Here is a 17,568-nt window from a genome sequence, read left to right as displayed (position 1 = left end):
GGAACGGGTTTTTTGTAAGTCTATCTCCTATTATAGCATAAAATCCACTCTACTATTCTTGAGCAATGAGTTCAAGCACTTGGGAAATCCCAAGATCTACAATAGCAAAGAACACAGCTACGAAAGCGACCGTTCCGAGAACGGTGATGGTGTAACGTGTCAGTTCCTGACCCTTCGGCCAGCTTACCTTCTTCATCTCCCGAGCTACATTCTTGAAGAACTTAAACATGCTGCAATACCCCCAAACTTGCGCCATCCGGCTGCTTCTCTACTTTGTCTCCTGGTGCAACGTATGTTTCCCGCAGTTTTTGCAGAACTTCCGTACCTCGAGACGTTCAGATTGGTTGGAACGATTTGTATATGAACTATAATTTCGATTGAGACATTCTGTACAAGCTAATATCACTTTTTTCCGCATTTCCGTCGCCTCTCTTTTAAGAGGTTTACACATACTCATTTAATGTAGCATTCAAAGGTTACCGTGTCAATGCAGCGTTCAGAGGGTGATTTCACTCACTTCCAAATACTTTTCGAGCTTTCTCTTCACCCGCTGCAATGCATTATCAATAGACTTCACGTGTCTGTCGAGCTCTATTGAAATTTCCTGATAGGAACGTCCATCCAAGTACAGCGTGAGAACCTTTCTTTCCAGATCGCTCAGCAGCTCGGACATCTTCTCTTCCATATCGGCGAATTTTTCTTTATTCACAATTAATTCCTGAGGGTCAATGGCTTTGGAACCGGCGATAACATCAAGCAGAGTCCGGTCTGACTCTTCGTCGTAAATCGGCTTGTCCAAAGAAACGTAGGAGTTTAAAGGGATATGCTTCTGTCTGGTGGCGGTTTTAATGGCGGTGATAATCTGACGGGTGACGCACAGTTCTGCAAATGCTTTAAAAGACGAGAGTCTGCCTGCACGATAATCGCGGATCGCTTTGTAAAGGCCTATCATACCTTCCTGAACAATATCTTCCCTGTCTGCTCCAATAAGAAAGTAGGTTCGAGCCTTTGCGCGAACAAAATTTTTGTACTTATTGATCAAATAGTCAAGCGCCTGGACCTGTCCTTGATTGATCCTTTCAACGATCGCTTCATCATCAAGCTTGCTAAGATCCAACTCACTGCTGCTTTTCTCCGTTTGTAAGATGCTCACACAGGATCCCTCCGACCGTGCTACCTAAATATAGCAATATTATACAGTAAGCGCTTGAAAAGCGTCAACAAGTTGTCAGAATTATTTATCTCCTCGCCGCCATTTCTCAAAGATTTCCCGCATCTCTTTGTCGATGGGAATCTTGGACTGGTACGGGTATAGATTATGATTTTCTACATCTTTCTCAATCTGGTTTTCTATATTTCTCATTTCAATATAAAGTTCCCGGGCCGACTTCCGGAAAGCTCCCTGCCCGAAGATCGTCCGCTGCTCGGCATAATCCGATGTCGCCACATAGACCTGTGTGCGGACATCATTCAAATCACCGGCTAATTTTTCAATACGCTCATCAGCAGTTTCGTTTTCTTTTGTAAAGATGACTTCCACTTTGTAATTTTTTTGTTTTTTTTCGAGGCCGCGCACATGATAGGCGTCAAATACAATGATGATCCGGTCACCTGTATAGGATTGGTACTCAGCCATCATCTCAATTAATAGATCCCGGGCCTGTCCGAGATCCTTATCCCTTAATTTCACGAGTTCCGGCCAGGCTCCGATCATGTTATAGCCATCAACAATTAGTACAACCATCTGTTACTCACCCAGCGGATGCCGTTTGCGATGGACTTCATACATAAGGAGGGATGCGGCAACAGAAGCGTTCAGGGAGGTTACTCTGCCAGCCATCGGCAGACTGACGGTCCAGTCACACTTGTCTTTGGTGAGACGACTCATCCCCCGGCCCTCGCTTCCGATGACAAGGGCAATCGGCATACCGCCATCCAGCTGTCTGTAATCCTCCGTACCCTCTGCATCTGTGCCGACAACCCAGACGAACCGTTCCTTTAATTCATCAATGGTACGGGCAAGGTTCGTTACACGGGCCACAGGAATGTATTCAATCGCTCCTGTCGACGTTTTCGCAACAGTCGCCGTAAGAGCAACGGACCGCCTTTTCGGAATGATCACTCCGTGAGCTCCTGCTGCGTCTGCTGTCCGTAGAATCGATCCCAGATTATGAGGGTCTTCAATCTCATCACAGATGATGAAAAACGGCGCCTCCCCTTTTTCCTCCGCTTTAGCAAAAAGATCTTCAAGGTCTGCATATTCGTAGGCGGCTACAGAAGCAGCCACCCCCTGGTGGTTTCCGTCCACAAGCTGGTCGATTTTCTTTTTCGGTACCTTCTGAACGTTGACGCCCTGTTCTTTAGCCAGCTGCTCCAGCTTTTTAAACGCCTGGTACTGGAGCTGATCGGATACCATCACCTTGTTGATGGAGCGTCCGGCTCTCAGCGCTTCCTGCACCGGATTCTTTCCTATGATCCATTCTCCGTTTGTCATGAATGCTCGCTCCTTTCTTCTACGTGCTTAATGGAATAGTCGATCAGAGTTTCCAGTCTTTCAGTACGACCGGACAAATACAAAAAGCCAAGTACAGCTTCAAAAGCTGTGGAATAACGATAGGTCTGGACATTCGTGCTTTTCGGTACGGAGCCGGATTTGGCATTGCGCCCCCGGCGCAGCACCCCTTCTTCTTCCTCCGTCAAAAGTCCGTCCGCCTGCCAGGCTTGGACAACAGCGGCCTGCGATCCAGCTGATACGAACTGGACCGCCGCCTGATGTAGCTGCTGTGGTTTCACTTCTCCTTTTTCCAAAAGGTGATGCCTGACATACAGTTCATACACGGAATCCCCCATATAGGCGAGGGCGAGACTCTTCATCTGTTTAACATCCTTCATGGTCTTCAGCCCCGCTTCCAGCGCGTTCCCTGTGATGTATCCTCCAGGATAATATGACGGTCTTTCAACTCATCACGGATTTGGTCGGCACGCTCGAAATTCCGGTCTTTCCTTGCCTGTTTACGCTCTTCGATTAAAGCATCGATTTCTTCATCAAGAAGGTCTGTTTCTTCTCCAATTTGAATACCAAGCACACGCAGCAATTCTTCCAGCGTCTGTTCGAATGCATCAAGCACATCGACATGTGTCTGACTTTCCTGAAGGTAAAGGTTGGCGGCCTTGGTCAGGTCGAAAATGACAGAAATTGCATTCGCTGTATTGAAGTCATCATCCATTTCTTTAATGAACTGATCCTTGAATCCCTGTACTTTCTCCATCCACTCGTCACGGTCGGCCTGCAGGCTCACCGACGTTTCTTTACGGTGACGAAGGTTTTCATAAGCATTCTGAATTCGTTCAAAGCTGCTCTTTGCGCCCTTCAATAATTCATCACTGAAATTGATCGGATGACGGTACTGGACACTCAGCATGAAGAAGCGGATGACTTTTGGATCATGCTTTTTCACAAGATCATGAGCAAGAATAAAGTTTCCGAGGGATTTCGACATTTTTTCGTTGTCGATATTAATATACCCATTATGCATCCAGTAACGAGCAAAGGATTCTCCGTTATGGGCTTCTGACTGTGCTATTTCGTTTTCATGGTGGGGGAAGGTAAGGTCCTGTCCGCCTGCATGAATATCAATCGTATCTCCAAGATACTTTTTCGCCATAGCCGAGCATTCAATATGCCAGCCCGGACGTCCGGTGCCCCAGGGACTATCCCATGTAATTTCCCCCGGCTTCGCATTTTTCCAAAGGGTGAAATCAAGCGGATCTTCTTTCTTATCTCCAACCTCAATACGCGATCCGGAACGAAGCTCATCGACGGATTGATGAGAAAGCTTTCCGTAGTTGTCAAAGGAGCGGGTGCGGAAATAAACATCTCCGCCTGCTTCATAGGCGTATCCTTTATCAACAAGTCCTTGAATGAAACTGATGATTTCTTCCATGTTTTCTGTTACCCGGGGATGATCGACGGCTTCTTTAACTCCAAGGGCACCGACATCTTCCTTATAGGCATCGATAAACCGGTTGGCGATTTCTGTCACACCTTCGCCCATTTCGTTGGCCGCTTTAATCAATTTGTCATCCACATCAGTAAAGTTGAGCACATAGTGCACATCGTAGCCTCGGTATTCAAAATAACGGCGGACCGTATCGAAGACGATGGCCGGGCGCGCGTTTCCGATATGAATGTAGTTGTACACGGTGGGTCCGCACACATACATTTTTACCTTGTCTTCTTCAATGGGTGTAAATGGTTCTTTCTTACGCGTTAAAGTGTTGTATACATTAATCGCCATTAGTCTTCACTCCTTCTTTCGCTTTCAGCTGATCACGCAGCTGCTGTAGTTCTTTTTCCAGATTGTTCAGCCGGTCATAAACAGGATCCGGCAGTTTATGGTGGTCGAGGTTTTTCTGGACTTTCCTGCCGTTCTGGATAACGACATGACCAGGGATTCCGACGACTGTGGAATTATCAGGGACATCTTTCAACACGACAGACCCAGCCCCTACCTTGGAATTCTCTCCTATAGTGATGGATCCAAGAACCTTCGCTCCTGTAGCAACAAGGGAGTTATCGAGCAGCGTTGGGTGCCGCTTCCCTTTCTCCTTCCCAGTCCCTCCGAGGGTCACGCCTTGGAATATCGTCACGTTATCACCGATTTCGCACGTTTCCCCGATAACGACTCCCATGCCGTGGTCAATGAAAAAACGGCGGCCGATCTTCGCGCCCGGATGAATTTCAATACCGGTTAAGAAGCGGCTCCACTGGGAAATCAGCCGGGCAGGAAAAAAGAATTTCCTTTTGTGAAACGCATGGGCCACCCGGTGCCCCCAGATGGCGTGGAGGCCGGAATAGGTAAGAATGACTTCAATGTAAGAACGAGCAGCAGGATCCTGATCAAACACCACATCCACATCTTCCTTGAACATCTTAAAAAGCCCCATACTTGCTCCCTCCTTTGAATAACACAAAGCAGAAAAAAAGCGCCCCTGTGCCTTAAGCACAGAGACGCTTGAACGTGGTTCCACTCTGTTTGGGAAACATGAAATCCTTTCCCCTCTCGAGCCTTGATAACGGAAGGCAGCCGCTTCCGCCTACTGATATTCAGCGGAAGACTCCGAGGTGCATTTCAAGGAACTCTCTCCAAATCACTTCCAGCCAAAGGTGATTCTCTCTGCAGAAGAGTGGTTCCTTTACTTCTCCTCATCAACGTTTCGTATAGGTAACTCTACTATATGATATTATTTCCTTCCTGTGAACGATTTAAGCTTGTCCTTTGCTTAATACATCGTTCAGTCGGACCGTAACGGTATCAAGTCCAAGCAGATGAATCGCGTTAGGCAGCTCCGGACCGTGTGTCTGACCGGTTGTAGCGACACGGATCGGCATGAAGAGTTTCTTCCCTTTATGGCCGGTTTCCTTCTGCACCGCTTTAATTTGTGCCTTGATATTGGCCGGTGTGAACTCTTCCAATTGCTGAAGGTTCTTTTTGAACGTTTCAAGCACCTCAGGCACCTGCTCGCCCTGAAGCACTTCCATAGCCGCTTCATCATACTGAATTTCCTGCTTGAAGAAGAGCTCTGTCAATTCGACAATTTCCGCTCCGTAGTTCAACTGCTCCTGATAAAGGCCGATGAGTTCCTTCACCCATTGGCGATCCTCATCACTCATGTCTTCCGATACACGGCCGGATTCCACGAGGTGAGGAAGAGCCAGTTCAACGACGTGATCAAGGTCAGCCGCTTTAATATACTGGTTGTTCATCCATTTCAGCTTGGCTGCATCAAATACAGCCGGGGACGTGGAAAGGCGCTCAGCATCGAAAATATCGATCAGCTGATCCTTCGTAAAGATCTCCTCTTCACCTACAGGGGACCAGCCCAGCAGGGTGATGAAGTTGAAAAGCGCTTCAGGCATATACCCCAGATCGTTGTATTGGGAAATGAACTGAAGAATGTGCTCATCACGCTTGCTCAACTTTTTACGGTCTTCGTTCAGGATCAACGTCATATGACCAAATTTCGGAGCTTCCCATCCGAATGCTTCATAAACCATCATCTGCTTTGGTGTGTTGGAAATGTGCTCTTCTCCGCGCAGCACGTGAGTGATTTTCATTAGATAATCATCGATGGCTACAGCAAAGTTGTACGTCGGTGTACCGTTTTTCTTAACGATGACCCAGTCTCCAAAGTCGCCGGATTCAAACGTGATGTCTCCGCGTACAATGTCGTTGAACGTATACGTATGGTTCTCCGGCACACGCAGGCGGATACTCGGCTCACGGCCTTCGGCTTCAAATGCCGCCATTTGTTCCTCTGTCAGGCTGCTGTGTGCGCCGGAATACTTAGGTGCCTCCCCGCGGGCCATCTGCGCCTCACGTTCCGCTTCCAGTTCTTCAGACGTCATGTAGCACTTGTAGGCTAGTCCGCGCTCCATCAGTTCATCGACATATTTCTTGTAGATGTCCAGGCGTTCCATCTGACGGTAAGGTCCGTATTCCCCACCAAGGTTCGGACTTTCTTCCCATTCAATCCCGAGCCATTTCAAATAATCCAGCTGGCTTTGCTCGCCGCCTTTGACATTCCGCTTTTCATCCGTATCCTCAATACGAACGACCATTTTCCCCCCTGCATTTTTAGCAAACAGGTAATTGAACAGAGCTGTTCGGGCATTTCCGATATGAAGATACCCCGTTGGACTTGGTGCATACCGCACACGTACTTCGTTTGTCATAATTGTTCTCCTTTCCGGTAACCGGTCATAATCCTTGACTCATTTTATCATTTTTTGCTTAGGATTGTGGATTCTTTTGCAACAGAACAACCGCCTGGGCCGCAACTCCTTCTTTTCGTCCGGCAAAACCAAGCTTCTCTGTTGTTGTGGCTTTGACATTGATGAGATCTTTTTCGGTCTGGAGCAGATCCGCAATGTTTTCTCTGATTTGTTCAATATAAGGGGCCATTTTCGGTGCCTGGGCGATCACAGTACAGTCCATATTCCCAAGCGTATACCCTTTTTTCTTAATGATTTCCCATACATGCTGGAGAAGACGGCCGGAGTCTGCATCCTTGAACTCCGGATCGGTATCCGGAAAATGCCTGCCGATATCTCCTTCTCCTACCGCTCCAAGACAAGCATCCGCGATGGTATGAAGCAGAACATCGGCATCCGAGTGTCCGAGGAGTCCTTTTTCATAAGGGATTTCAATTCCCCCGATGATACATGGACGACCTTCTGTCAGCTGGTGCACATCAAAACCTTGTCCGATTCGAAACATTGAATGTGCCTCCTTTTCCTTTTGGTTATTCAAATAGGCTTCTGCCTTATGTAAGTCCTCAGGAGTTGTCAGCTTAATATTGTCATAACTTCCCTGCACGACCGCCACTTCTTTACCAGACTGTTCCACTAACGATGCATCATCTGTACCATAGTATCCACGTTCCTGCGCTTCTTCATGCGCTTCGGTAATCAGATCATACTGAAAAGCCTGCGGCGTCTGGGCAGCCCACAGTTTGTTACGGTCGAGGGTTGTAAGCGTCCTTCCCTCTTTCTGTTTAATCGTATCCGTGACCGGAACAGCCAGCAGCGCCGCTCCTTTTTCCACAGCTGTTTCTGCTAATTGATGAAGACTTTCCTCCATGACAAAAGGACGCGCCCCGTCATGGATCAGTACAGGGATGTCTTTCCTCTGCACGACAGATAGTCCGGCATGTACACTGTCCTGCCGTTCTGCTCCCCCATTCACAGCCTTGATGGGTGTGGTTGAAGGAAATCGCTCAAGCAGTCTCTCCATCTGGTCCTGCTCCTGTTCATTCGTAACGAGAACGATTTCCCCACACCACTCATCTTGTTCAAAGACAGACAGAGTATGAAGGATCAGAGGTTTATCATTGATGTTAATGAATTGTTTATTGTGACCTGCACCCATCCGCTTTCCTTGTCCGGCCGCAAGCACAATCGCTGTGTATTTTATCATAATAGCCACCTTGAGCGGGATAGTGTTGTGAAATTCCCCATAAAAGAACAAAAGCGATAACATACGCGTTATCACTTTTGTATTTCTCTATTTAGTTTATACCGTTTTTAAAGGGCTTTTTCAAGTGATTTAGGCTTTGCGAAAATCATGCGGCCCGCTGATGTCTGAAGGACACTGGTGACCACAACTTCAATCGTCTTACCGATAAAGTCCTTCCCTTCTTCAACGACAATCATTGTTCCGTCATCCAGATAAGCGACACCCTGATTCTGCTCTTTCCCGTCTTTGATCACCTGGATGGTCATTTCCTCACCAGGGAGCACAACAGGCTTCACAGCATTTGCAAGATCATTGATGTTCAGCACTTGAACATTTTGAAACTCACAGACTTTATTTAAGTTGAAGTCGTTGGTCACGACAATACCGTCCGTGACTTTAGCGAGTTTGACAAGCTTGCTGTCCACTTCCTGAATCTCTTCAAAGTCACCTTCATAAATCTCCACATTAACAGGAAGATCCTTCTGCAGCCGGTTCAGAATATCCAAACCTCTGCGTCCGCGGTTTCTTTTCAGTCCGTCAGAGGAATCAGCAATGTGCTGAAGTTCTTCAAGAACAAACTGGGGAATCACGATCGTACCTTCCAGAAAGTGAGTTTCACAGATATCTGCGATTCTACCATCAATAATGACACTGGTATCAAGAATCTTCTGCTTTGGAATCAACGACTCATCCACCGCTGTACCGGAAGAGCTTTCCGCGTCCTCGTCCGCTTTTTTATCCTTTTTGGAAACAAGATTCAAGAATTCATCTTTACGTTTGAATCCGACCTGAAAACCGAGGTAGCCAAGCAGAACGGTAAGAGCAATCGGTACGACCTGGTTGATGACCTGGATTTGAATATCCTGGACAAACACATTAATCAAATACGCGATCAGCAGTCCAACAATTAAACCTAAACTTCCGAACAGTAAATCAGCGACAGGGGCCCGGACAAGAGAATCCTCCACCCATCGAATGAAATCGACAATATAATCTACGATCCAGAATGTTAATAAAAATAAAATAAGTGCTCCTATTACAGCTCCCATGACAGCTTGAATCCAGGTCTGCCACGTAAGCCCCATGGTTGTAAACAGTTCAGGGAAATAGAGGTAACCGATGGTTCCGCCGGTAATAACAATAAACAACTGTACAATACGTTTAAGCACTTGTATTCACCTCCTCAAACACAGTATGACCAAACCTCACAACCATTAATCATATAAAAAGGAATGATGGTCTTAAACTTAGCACAACTTCCATTTTTAGTCAATGAGCAAAACATTCATCATACCACATTTATTTTAAATAAGTCAATGTTCTTATATATGACGGTCTACAAACAGTTGTTCCTGTATGCGGTCGAGTCCGTCTCTGATTTTTGCTGCCCGGATTTCCCCGACGCCATCGACTTTGACAAGCTCTTTGGGGGAAGCCTGGATGAGATCATCAAGGGTGCTGAACCGCTGCACCAGGTGTTCAATAATTAAAAACGGAAGACGCGGGATCCGGCTGAGAATCCGGTAGCCTCGTGGATGAACGGCATCAGAAAGCTTCGTTCCGGTTGAATACCCCAGTAGTTTTAATACCTGCTCATCAGAAAGAAGTTCCGGATTGGACACTTCCTGCATCTTCTTTAACATATAGTAAGGTTCGTAATCAGGCCGGCGGCTGTAATCCTTCATGAGAAGCTCTGCCTCTTCCTCAATGTTGGAGACCAGTTCCGTGAGCTGAAGCTGGATCAGACGTCCTTCAATTCCAAGCTCATTCACATAATTTAAGATTTCTGTCTTTGTGCGGAGAACCATTTCAATCCGGTGTACAACCTGGACCACTTCGGAAAAGGAAACCATGTTCTCGAATTCCATGGCTCCAAGGTTGGTGACGCTTTGGTCGAGCACATTTTTATACTTTTCCAATGTCTGAATCGCTTGATTCGCCTTCGTCAGGATGACGCCGATGTCTTTCAAGGAATAACGGAGCGATCCTTTATACAGCGTTATGACATTCCTCCGCTGGGAGATGGCAATCACAAGTGAACCTGTCTGCTTGGCCACCCGCTCAGCTGTCCGGTGACGCATCCCTGTTTCATTGGAGAGGATATCAGGGTTCGGCATCAACTGGGCATTCGCGTATAAAATTTTCGTACCTTCATCATTAAGGATGAGCGCTCCGTCCATTTTGGCCAATTCATATAAGTGCGCCGGTGTGAAGTCTGACTGGATGTGAAAACCACCATCCACGAGTTCCCGCATACCGTCTCCATAGCCCAGGACGATTAAGCCCCCCGTATTTGCACGGAGGACGTTGTCAATGCCGTCCCTAAGTGGCGTCCCCGGAGCCACCAGCTTCAAAATGTCTCCAATTCCGTTTTCCTTGATTTCGTGCCATTCCATTTATGTGTCCCCCAATGTGACCTTCATAGCTTCCTGGACGGTGCTGACTCCGATCACTTCAATCTGGGAGGGCGGTGTCCAGCCATCCATGTTCTTCTTAGGAATGATGACCCGCTTGAAGCCAAGCTTAGCCGCTTCCTGAACACGCTGTTCAATCCTTGCTACACGACGGATTTCACCGGTCAGACCCACTTCCCCTACTACGACATCATCCCCATTGGACGATTGGTTGCGGAAGCTTGAGGCAATGCTGATCGCCACGCCAAGGTCAATAGCCGGTTCATCCAGTTTGACACCACCGGCGACTTTGACATACGCATCCTGGTTTTGGAGCAGAAGACCGGCCCGTTTCTCAAGAACCGCCATAAGCAGCGGCACCCGGCTGTTATCAAGTCCTGTCGCCATACGCCTCGGATTCCCGTAGGCCGTTGGTGAAATGAGGGCCTGAATTTCCACAAGCACGGGTCTCGTTCCTTCCATGGAAGCAACAACAATTGAGCCGGCTGCCCCCTGGGACCGCTCCTCAAGAAAGATCTCCGAAGGGTTGAGCACTTCTTCAAGTCCTTTTTCCTTCATTTCGAATATACCCATTTCGTGCGTGCTTCCGAAACGGTTTTTCACACTTCTCAAAATTCGGAAGGTGTGATGGCGCTCTCCTTCAAAATAAAGGACGGCATCCACCATATGCTCCAGAAGCCGCGGCCCCGCGATGGATCCTTCTTTCGTAACATGCCCCACAATAAAAATCGGGATACCTTTGCTTTTGGCAATTCTCATCAGCTGACTCGTACATTCCCTCACCTGGGAAACGCTCCCCGGGGCAGATGTGACATCCTCTTTGAATATCGTCTGGATCGAGTCAATGACGACGAACTTCGGATCGATCTGTTCAATCTGGTTCGTCACGTCCTGGAGATTCGTCTCCGACAGTACATAAAGCTCGTCAGATGTGATGTCTAAACGTTCCGCCCTCAGCTTCGTCTGCCGGGGAGATTCTTCCCCTGATATGTAGAGGACCGGAAAATCCTTATCAGCGATCTGCGCGGAAACCTGAAGGAGTAATGTTGACTTACCGATACCCGGGTCTCCCCCGATTAAAACTAAGGAGCCTGCTACAATACCACCGCCGAGCACGCGGTTGAATTCAGGCATATCTGTCGGCAGCCGTGGCTCTTTCTGTGATTTGATCTGTGTAATTTTTTCAGGTTTTGTCGTTGCAGAAGTGGAACTGGTCTGGAAAACGTGACGGGAATTGGCAGCCGGAGCCGACATTTCCTCCACGAGCGTGTTCCATTGATGGCACGCAGGGCATTTCCCCATCCATTTCGGTGTTTCATATCCACATTCCTGGCAGACAAACTTTGTCTTTCTTTTTGCCAAGAGATCACCTCTTCTATTCCTATGAGTGTATACGAAAAAGATTGTGAGGAAGTTTCACAGTCTTATCATTTTTATTAAATGTTGTGATTCAAATCATACCGGAATAAGAAAAAAATCGGAAGGCAGACACCTTCCGATTCTTTACTCATGCAGTCAGCTTGTTGAAGACTCCTGCTGCTTATGAACGACGAAGTTCTTTTCATCGTCCAGATCAATTTTAACTTTTTGGCCTTTAGCGATGTTTTCCTTAAGAAGCTCTTCAGACAACAGATCTTCGACGTTTTTCTGAATGGAACGTCGCAGTGGTCTTGCACCGTACTCCGGATCAAAACCGGAATCTGCAATATAGGTAATGGCTGCGTCTGTGAGCGTAAAGTCGATTTCCTGTTCCAACAGGCGTTTTCTGAGTTCTTCAGCCATAAGAACAACGATGTCTTTCATATGTTTCTTCTCAAGAGAATGGAAGACGATTGTCTCGTCGATACGGTTCAGGAATTCAGGACGGAAGGCTTTCTTCAATGCATCCGTAACCTTGGACTTCATGTCCTTGTAATCCTGGCCCGATTCTCCCATAGAGAATCCAACATATTTATTCTGCTTAAGCTCCTGGGCTCCAACGTTGGATGTCATAATCAGCACCGTGTTACGGAAATCAACGACACGGCCCTTGGAATCTGTCAAACGACCATCTTCCAGAACCTGGAGAAGGATGTTGAAGACTTCCGGGTGCGCCTTTTCGATTTCATCCAGCAGAACGACGGAGTAAGGCTTGTTACGCACTTTCTCAGTCAGCTGGCCGCCTTCTTCGTAGCCGACATAACCTGGAGGAGAGCCGACCAGACGGGACGTGCTGTGTTTTTCCATGTACTCGGACATGTCAATACGGATCATGGCATCTTCCTCGCCGAACATGCTTTCTGCAAGGGCGCGGGCGAGTTCTGTTTTACCGACACCTGTAGGTCCAAGGAAAATAAAGGAACCGATTGGACGCTTCGGATCTTTCAAACCGGCACGGGCACGGCGGATCGCCTTGGAAATGGCCTTAACGGCTTCTTCTTGACCAATGACACGGTTGTGAAGCGTCTCTTCAAGGTTCAACAGACGCTCACTTTCATCTTTCGTCATCTTGGAAACAGGAACGCCGGTCCAAACAGAAACGACGGCTGCGATATCTTCAACAGTTACCTCAGAGTCTTCCTGTCCCTGCTTTTCCTTCCATTCGTCTTTCGTCTGCTCCAGTTCATCACGAAGGCGCTGCTCGCTGTCACGCAGGGAAGCGGCCTTTTCAAATTCCTGGCTTTGTACCGCTGCATCTTTCTCCTTGCGAACTTCCTCAAGCTTCTGTTCGAGCTCTTTTAAGTTCGGTGGAGCCGTGTAGGAACGCAGCCGCACTTTGGATGCTGCTTCATCAATCAAATCGATCGCTTTATCCGGAAGGAACCGGTCTGTGATGTAACGATCAGAAAAACGGACGGCAGAATCAATGGATTCATCTGTAATCGTTACACGGTGGTGCGCTTCATAGCGGTCACGCAGTCCTTGAAGGATCTGAACAGACTCATCAAGCGTCGGCTCATCCACCTGAATCGGCTGGAATCGGCGCTCAAGAGCCGCATCCTTTTCAATATACTTACGGTACTCATCAAGTGTCGTAGCTCCGATACACTGCAGCTCACCACGGGCAAGCGACGGTTTAAGGATGTTGGAAGCATCAATGGCACCTTCAGCACCACCGGCGCCGATCAGCGTGTGAAGCTCATCAATGAATAAAATGATATTGCCGGCCTGACGGATTTCCTCCATCACTTTTTTCAGACGGTCTTCAAATTCACCGCGGTATTTCGTGCCAGCGACAACGGTTCCCATATCAAGCGTCATGACGCGTTTTTCACGAAGGATTTCGGGCACTTCGTTATTCATGATCTGCTGGGCAAGGCCTTCAGCGATAGCGGTCTTACCAACACCAGGCTCACCTACAAGAACAGGGTTGTTCTTCGTACGGCGGCTTAATACTTGAATCACGCGCTCAATTTCCTTACTGCGGCCGATGACCGGGTCGATATTACCTTCCTTGGCAATTGCTGTTAAGTCACGGGCAAGGGAGTCAAGGGTCGGCGTATTCGCATTCGCCGCCTGAGCTCCTGAGCCGCCGCCTCTGCGATTCTGACCGCCGGTGGACTCATTGTTCCCAAGCAGCTGAAGAACCTGCTGACGGGCTTTATTCAAGCTTACACCAAGGTTGTTCAATACACGGGCCGCAACTCCTTCTCCCTCGCGGATCAAACCGAGAAGAATGTGTTCGGTTCCGACATAGGAATGACCAAGCTTGCGTGCTTCATCCATGGAAAGCTCAATCACCTTTTTCGCACGCGGCGTATAGTGAATCGTCTGGGATACTTTCTCTCCCTTGCCGATTAACTTCTCGACTTCCTGCTGGATTTTAGAGGATTCCAGACCTAAAGCCGTCAAAGCTTTGGCTGCAATGCCTTCCCCTTCACTGACAAGTCCAAGCAGAATGTGTTCTGTTCCAATATTGTTGTGTCCTAAACGGACAGCTTCTTCCTGCGCTAAAGCAAGTACTTTCTGTGCTCTTTCTGTAAATCGCCCAAACATCATGGACATTCCCTCCTAACATTATTCTTTATGCTCAAGCTGGAGCCTCTCACGGATAAGCGAAGCTCTCCTTACATCCCTCTCATCAGGGGATAACGATGTTTCAGCGTATTGCTGAAGGAAGCCCGGCTGTGTCAAAATCACCAATTCATTCAAAATGGTTCTTGGAATATGATCAATGAGACCAAGATCGATACCGAGCCGCAGGTCGGACAGACATTTCGCCGCCTCTTTCGATTCGATGATGCGGCTGTTTGTCAACACCCCGTACGACCGGAAAATCCGATCCTCCAGACGGATACTGGAGCGGTGCATCAACGTCTTTCTTGCTTTCCTCTCCTGGTCGATCAGCTGCTTCACGACACTATGGAGATCTTCCACAATGTCCTCCTCCGACTTTCCGAGAGTAATCTGGTTGGATATTTGAAAAATGCTCCCCAGTGCTTCACTGCCTTCCCCGTAAATACCTCTTACCACCAGCCCCAGCTGGTTGATCGCCGGAATCATCCGGTTGATCTGCTGAGTCATCGATAAAGCAGGGAGGTGCATCATTACGGAAGCCCTCATCCCCGTACCTACGTTTGTAGGACAGGCCGTAAGATATCCTCGATTTTCATCAAAGGCATAATCTACTTTTTCCTCGAGCCAGTCATCAAGCTGACTCGCCTGTTCCAGTGCTTTATCAAGCTGAAAACCCGGGAAATATAATTGTATGCGTACATGGTCTTCTTCATTAACCATGATGGAGACCTGTTCATTTTGAGAAATCAGTGAGGCTGAGTTTTCTGAGTGCTCAGCAAGGTGAGGGCTGATCAAGTGCTTTTCTACAAGCACCCTTTTCTCTACAGGTTGAAGGTCCCGCATCCGGACCAATTCAAAATCCTTATAGTCCCGGAAAGACGTCTGCTGAAAATTTTCTTCAAAATGAGCCAGGACCTTACTTAAGGTGTCCTCCTTTGCGATGATAGGAAAAGGATGTTCTGCAAAATTCCGGGCGAGGCGTATGCGGCTGCTCATCACAATATCGCTGTCCGGTCCCTCCTGTTTCATCCATGGACTGATGGCTTCATTGATAAACTGCTTCAGGGACATTACTCTTCACCACCCTCATCCTGATGAAGTTCGTTCTCTAATGAACGTATCTTATCTCTACATTTCGCTGCTTCTTCAAATTCTTCCTGCTCGATTAATTGTCGAAGATTAATTTTATATTCTTCGATTTCTTTTTTCAGATGAAGGTTTCCGCCTTCTCTCTTTGGAATCTTCCCATCATGACGGGTATTCCCGCTGTGTACACGTCTTAAAATCGGGTTAAGCCGATCATTAAATGTTTCATAACAGACGGCGCAGCCAAATTTGCCGATTCTAGCAAATTCATTATAAGTAAGTCCGCAGTTCGGACATTTTAGAGTTTCTTTTTTAGGATACGTTTGAGGACTCTGCCCCTTAAATGGAGAAGGGCCCTCAGAATGAAAAAGACCGGAAAGCAGATCGTTCAGCGAAAAATTTTCTTCACCATAGTTCATATAGCCATTTTCCTTTGCACACTGCTCACAGACGTGAATCTCTGTCTTCTGACCATTCACAACCTGCGTCAGATGCACCGTTGCCGGACGCTGATGACATTCCTGGCATTCCATCTGAATCTCTCCCTTCAGTCAGCATTTGTATTTAAGGGTAAATAACATCGCCTTCATAATCCGCGATCGAATTTCATCCCTGACAGGCAGAGGAAAAGCCAGCACATCGCGGTCAATGACACTCTGGAGAAGTTTCCCTTCTCTTAACGTAATCACATCAAATTCTACGAGACGCGCAAGAACGTCCTCCGCCTGAGACTGAGAGACACGTGGGTGAATGAGGTGCATCACATCTTCGATCATTTCAGAATCCTTGCGATGCTGGATCCGGCTGATGCGGATATACCCTCCACCTCCACGTTTACTTTCTACGATATAACCCTTTTCCACTGTAAAACGTGTCTTAATCACATAATTGATTTGAGATGGAACACACTGAAACCTTTCCGCCAGTTCGCTTCGCTTAATTTCAATGATCTGCTTTTGACTTTGATCCAGTATATCTTTTAAATAATCCTCAATGACATCGGATATGTTCCGCATCGCCCCTCCCCCTTCTTCTGACTTTGACTATCTTTGACTTTAATTTTATTATACTCAAATTTTATCCGTACGCAACTATCTTGTTTGTTTGATACACACCATCTATGTTTCCCCGATTGAACTTGAATTAAAACAAAAAATCTACACAGATGTCTGTGTAGATTTCATGACCGATCATGACCGCAGCCTTCCACTCCATTAATAGATGTAATCTCCGCCAGCAGCTTTGAACGATCGAGGCCGGGCTTTTTTTCAATCTGAACGGTCACTCTCTTCTGCTCGCCATCAAGAGCCGTTACATCCAAACTGCGGATGTCCAGGTCCTCCTGTTCAAACAAAGAAAGCAGCTGATGAATCTGCAGATCTTTTTTTATTGTAATATGGTACGTAGGACCGCCATTCAATTTCTCTTTTTCTACTTTGTTTAAAAGAATCAGACTGATCAGCACAAACAGTGTGGTTACTGTTGCAACATCGTACATTCCCGCTCCAACAACGAGACCGATGCCAGCAACCGTCCAAATAGAGGCAGCTGTTGTCAGCCCCCGGATGGTCATGCCGTTGACGATGATCGTACCCGCTCCCAAAAAGCCGATCCCACTGATTACATAAGATGGAATACGGGCGGGATCAAAGCGCACTTGATCATATTCCTCTATGAACGCTTGAAATCCATATAAAGAAAGGAGCATCATCATACAGGCACCCACCCCTACAAGGATATGCGTCCGGAATCCAGCGGAATGATTTTTCAATTCCCTCTCAAAACCTATGAGTCCTGCTAATAGTAACGCGAAAAATAATCGAAAGATGAACATAAGTATATCTTCATGGAAAAAGTAGGACCAGTTCATGGATAACCTCCTTTATTCAACAATATATTCTTAATAGAAAAAAACCAGAAGTAAATACTTCTGGTTTTTTGGTTGACGTGGCAGCGTCCTACTCTCACGGGGGTAAACCCGACTACCATCGGCGCTGAAGAGCTTAACTGCTGTGTTCGGCATGGGAACAGGTGTGACCTCTTCGCCTTCACCA

At 47.3% G+C, this 17,568-nt stretch carries 18 protein-coding genes, 1 rRNA gene and 1 other annotated feature; all 19 genes read right to left on the bottom strand.

Translation table 11 applies throughout. The features are described from left to right. Positions 1-52: 52 nt before the first annotated feature. Positions 53-229, bottom strand: a complete 177-nt coding sequence (gene secE / locus ACXAJH_RS19000; protein WP_027953438.1) for a preprotein translocase subunit SecE — start codon at positions 227-229, stop codon at positions 53-55. 39 nt (positions 230-268) lie between these two features. Next, positions 269-418 carry a 50S ribosomal protein L33 gene (gene rpmG, locus ACXAJH_RS18995; protein WP_084162932.1) on the bottom strand — a complete coding sequence of 50 codons (150 nt, stop codon included), beginning with the start codon at positions 416-418 and terminating at the stop codon, positions 269-271. 78 nt (positions 419-496) lie between these two features. Continuing rightward, a complete protein-coding gene (sigH, locus tag ACXAJH_RS18990; protein WP_474994930.1) occupies positions 497-1,153 on the bottom strand; it encodes an RNA polymerase sporulation sigma factor SigH in 657 nt (218 codons plus the stop codon). A gap of 81 nt (positions 1,154-1,234) precedes the next feature. Continuing rightward, entirely contained in the window at positions 1,235-1,744 is a 510-nt protein-coding gene (locus tag ACXAJH_RS18985; protein ID WP_474970234.1) for an NYN domain-containing protein, read from the bottom strand. 3 nt (positions 1,745-1,747) lie between these two features. Beyond that, positions 1,748-2,494 (bottom strand): 23S rRNA (guanosine(2251)-2'-O)-methyltransferase RlmB, encoded by a 747-nt coding sequence (gene rlmB, locus ACXAJH_RS18980; protein WP_474990747.1) that lies wholly within the window; start codon positions 2,492-2,494, stop codon positions 1,748-1,750. Further along, positions 2,491-2,892: a Mini-ribonuclease 3 gene (locus ACXAJH_RS18975; RefSeq protein WP_474970232.1), complete on the bottom strand. Its 402-nt coding sequence runs from the start codon at positions 2,890-2,892 to the stop codon at positions 2,491-2,493. Before ACXAJH_RS18975 ends, rlmB begins: the two co-directional genes overlap by 4 nt. 5 nt (positions 2,893-2,897) lie before the next feature. Continuing rightward, positions 2,898-4,298 carry a cysteine--tRNA ligase gene (gene cysS / locus ACXAJH_RS18970; RefSeq protein ID WP_474970231.1) on the bottom strand — a complete coding sequence of 467 codons (1,401 nt, stop codon included), beginning with the start codon at positions 4,296-4,298 and terminating at the stop codon, positions 2,898-2,900. Further along, complete coding sequence (cysE, locus tag ACXAJH_RS18965; RefSeq protein WP_474970230.1) at positions 4,288-4,947, bottom strand: serine O-acetyltransferase; 660 nt, start codon at positions 4,945-4,947, stop codon at positions 4,288-4,290. Before cysE ends, cysS begins: the two co-directional genes overlap by 11 nt. Before the next feature lie 57 nt (positions 4,948-5,004). Next, positions 5,005-5,222 (bottom strand) — a binding site (T-box leader). Between the two features lie 44 nt (positions 5,223-5,266). Next, positions 5,267-6,736, bottom strand: a complete 1,470-nt coding sequence (gene gltX / locus ACXAJH_RS18960) for a glutamate--tRNA ligase (protein WP_474970605.1) — start codon at positions 6,734-6,736, stop codon at positions 5,267-5,269. Between the two features lie 58 nt (positions 6,737-6,794). Further along, positions 6,795-7,979, bottom strand: a complete 1,185-nt coding sequence (locus tag ACXAJH_RS18955; RefSeq protein ID WP_474994929.1) for a bifunctional 2-C-methyl-D-erythritol 4-phosphate cytidylyltransferase/2-C-methyl-D-erythritol 2,4-cyclodiphosphate synthase — start codon at positions 7,977-7,979, stop codon at positions 6,795-6,797. 107 nt (positions 7,980-8,086) lie between these two features. Continuing rightward, positions 8,087-9,187, bottom strand: coding sequence for a PIN/TRAM domain-containing protein (locus ACXAJH_RS18950; RefSeq protein ID WP_474970227.1), 1,101 nt, complete (start codon positions 9,185-9,187; stop codon positions 8,087-8,089). Positions 9,188-9,340: 153 nt separating this feature from the next. Further along, entirely contained in the window at positions 9,341-10,414 is a 1,074-nt protein-coding gene (gene disA / locus ACXAJH_RS18945) for a DNA integrity scanning diadenylate cyclase DisA (protein ID WP_027953448.1), read from the bottom strand. Then, the gene (gene radA / locus ACXAJH_RS18940; protein ID WP_474970607.1) at positions 10,415-11,794 is read right to left on the bottom strand and encodes a DNA repair protein RadA; all 1,380 of its coding nucleotides are present in this window, start codon (positions 11,792-11,794) and stop codon (positions 10,415-10,417) included. 153 nt (positions 11,795-11,947) lie between these two features. Continuing rightward, positions 11,948-14,410 (bottom strand): ATP-dependent protease ATP-binding subunit ClpC, encoded by a 2,463-nt coding sequence (gene clpC, locus ACXAJH_RS18935; protein ID WP_474970225.1) that lies wholly within the window; start codon positions 14,408-14,410, stop codon positions 11,948-11,950. 18 nt (positions 14,411-14,428) lie between these two features. Continuing rightward, positions 14,429-15,499, bottom strand: coding sequence for a protein arginine kinase (locus ACXAJH_RS18930; RefSeq protein ID WP_474970224.1), 1,071 nt, complete (start codon positions 15,497-15,499; stop codon positions 14,429-14,431). Continuing rightward, the gene (locus ACXAJH_RS18925; RefSeq protein WP_474970609.1) at positions 15,499-16,047 is read right to left on the bottom strand and encodes a UvrB/UvrC motif-containing protein; all 549 of its coding nucleotides are present in this window, start codon (positions 16,045-16,047) and stop codon (positions 15,499-15,501) included. The genes ACXAJH_RS18930 and ACXAJH_RS18925 overlap by 1 nt, the downstream gene beginning before the upstream one ends. Before the next feature lie 18 nt (positions 16,048-16,065). Further along, positions 16,066-16,530, bottom strand: a complete 465-nt coding sequence (locus ACXAJH_RS18920) for a CtsR family transcriptional regulator (RefSeq protein ID WP_474970222.1) — start codon at positions 16,528-16,530, stop codon at positions 16,066-16,068. 164 nt (positions 16,531-16,694) lie between these two features. Continuing rightward, positions 16,695-17,384, bottom strand: coding sequence for an MgtC/SapB family protein (locus ACXAJH_RS18915; RefSeq protein ID WP_474970221.1), 690 nt, complete (start codon positions 17,382-17,384; stop codon positions 16,695-16,697). A 75-nt stretch (positions 17,385-17,459) separates the two neighbouring features. Further along, positions 17,460-17,568: ribosomal RNA gene (rrf, locus tag ACXAJH_RS18910) — 5S ribosomal RNA — on the bottom strand; the annotation flags it as partial.

The organism is Halobacillus sp. ABD4_316, assembly GCF_056161385.1.
This window is presented reverse-complemented; position numbering and strand designations above follow the sequence as displayed.

What these genes read in the sequence shown, in the direction of transcription:
- secE (WP_027953438.1), bottom strand. Translation starts at nt 229, where the DNA reads ATGTTTAAGTTCTTCAAGAATGTAGCTCGGGAGATGAAGAAGGTAAGC.
- ACXAJH_RS18955 (WP_474994929.1), bottom strand. Translation starts at nt 7,979, where the DNA reads ATGATAAAATACACAGCGATTGTGCTTGCGGCCGGACAAGGAAAGCGG.
- ACXAJH_RS18920 (WP_474970222.1), bottom strand. Translation starts at nt 16,530, where the DNA reads ATGCGGAACATATCCGATGTCATTGAGGATTATTTAAAAGATATACTG.
- ACXAJH_RS18975 (WP_474970232.1), bottom strand. Translation starts at nt 2,892, where the DNA reads ATGAAGGATGTTAAACAGATGAAGAGTCTCGCCCTCGCCTATATGGGG.
- ACXAJH_RS18915 (WP_474970221.1), bottom strand. Translation starts at nt 17,384, where the DNA reads ATGAACTGGTCCTACTTTTTCCATGAAGATATACTTATGTTCATCTTT.
- clpC (WP_474970225.1), bottom strand. Translation starts at nt 14,410, where the DNA reads ATGATGTTTGGGCGATTTACAGAAAGAGCACAGAAAGTACTTGCTTTA.
- cysS (WP_474970231.1), bottom strand. Translation starts at nt 4,298, where the DNA reads ATGGCGATTAATGTATACAACACTTTAACGCGTAAGAAAGAACCATTT.
- ACXAJH_RS18925 (WP_474970609.1), bottom strand. Translation starts at nt 16,047, where the DNA reads ATGGAATGCCAGGAATGTCATCAGCGTCCGGCAACGGTGCATCTGACG.
- cysE (WP_474970230.1), bottom strand. Translation starts at nt 4,947, where the DNA reads ATGGGGCTTTTTAAGATGTTCAAGGAAGATGTGGATGTGGTGTTTGAT.
- gltX (WP_474970605.1), bottom strand. Translation starts at nt 6,736, where the DNA reads ATGACAAACGAAGTACGTGTGCGGTATGCACCAAGTCCAACGGGGTAT.
- rlmB (WP_474990747.1), bottom strand. Translation starts at nt 2,494, where the DNA reads ATGACAAACGGAGAATGGATCATAGGAAAGAATCCGGTGCAGGAAGCG.
- disA (WP_027953448.1), bottom strand. Translation starts at nt 10,414, where the DNA reads ATGGAATGGCACGAAATCAAGGAAAACGGAATTGGAGACATTTTGAAG.
- ACXAJH_RS18985 (WP_474970234.1), bottom strand. Translation starts at nt 1,744, where the DNA reads ATGGTTGTACTAATTGTTGATGGCTATAACATGATCGGAGCCTGGCCG.
- rpmG (WP_084162932.1), bottom strand. Translation starts at nt 418, where the DNA reads ATGCGGAAAAAAGTGATATTAGCTTGTACAGAATGTCTCAATCGAAAT.
- ACXAJH_RS18930 (WP_474970224.1), bottom strand. Translation starts at nt 15,499, where the DNA reads ATGTCCCTGAAGCAGTTTATCAATGAAGCCATCAGTCCATGGATGAAA.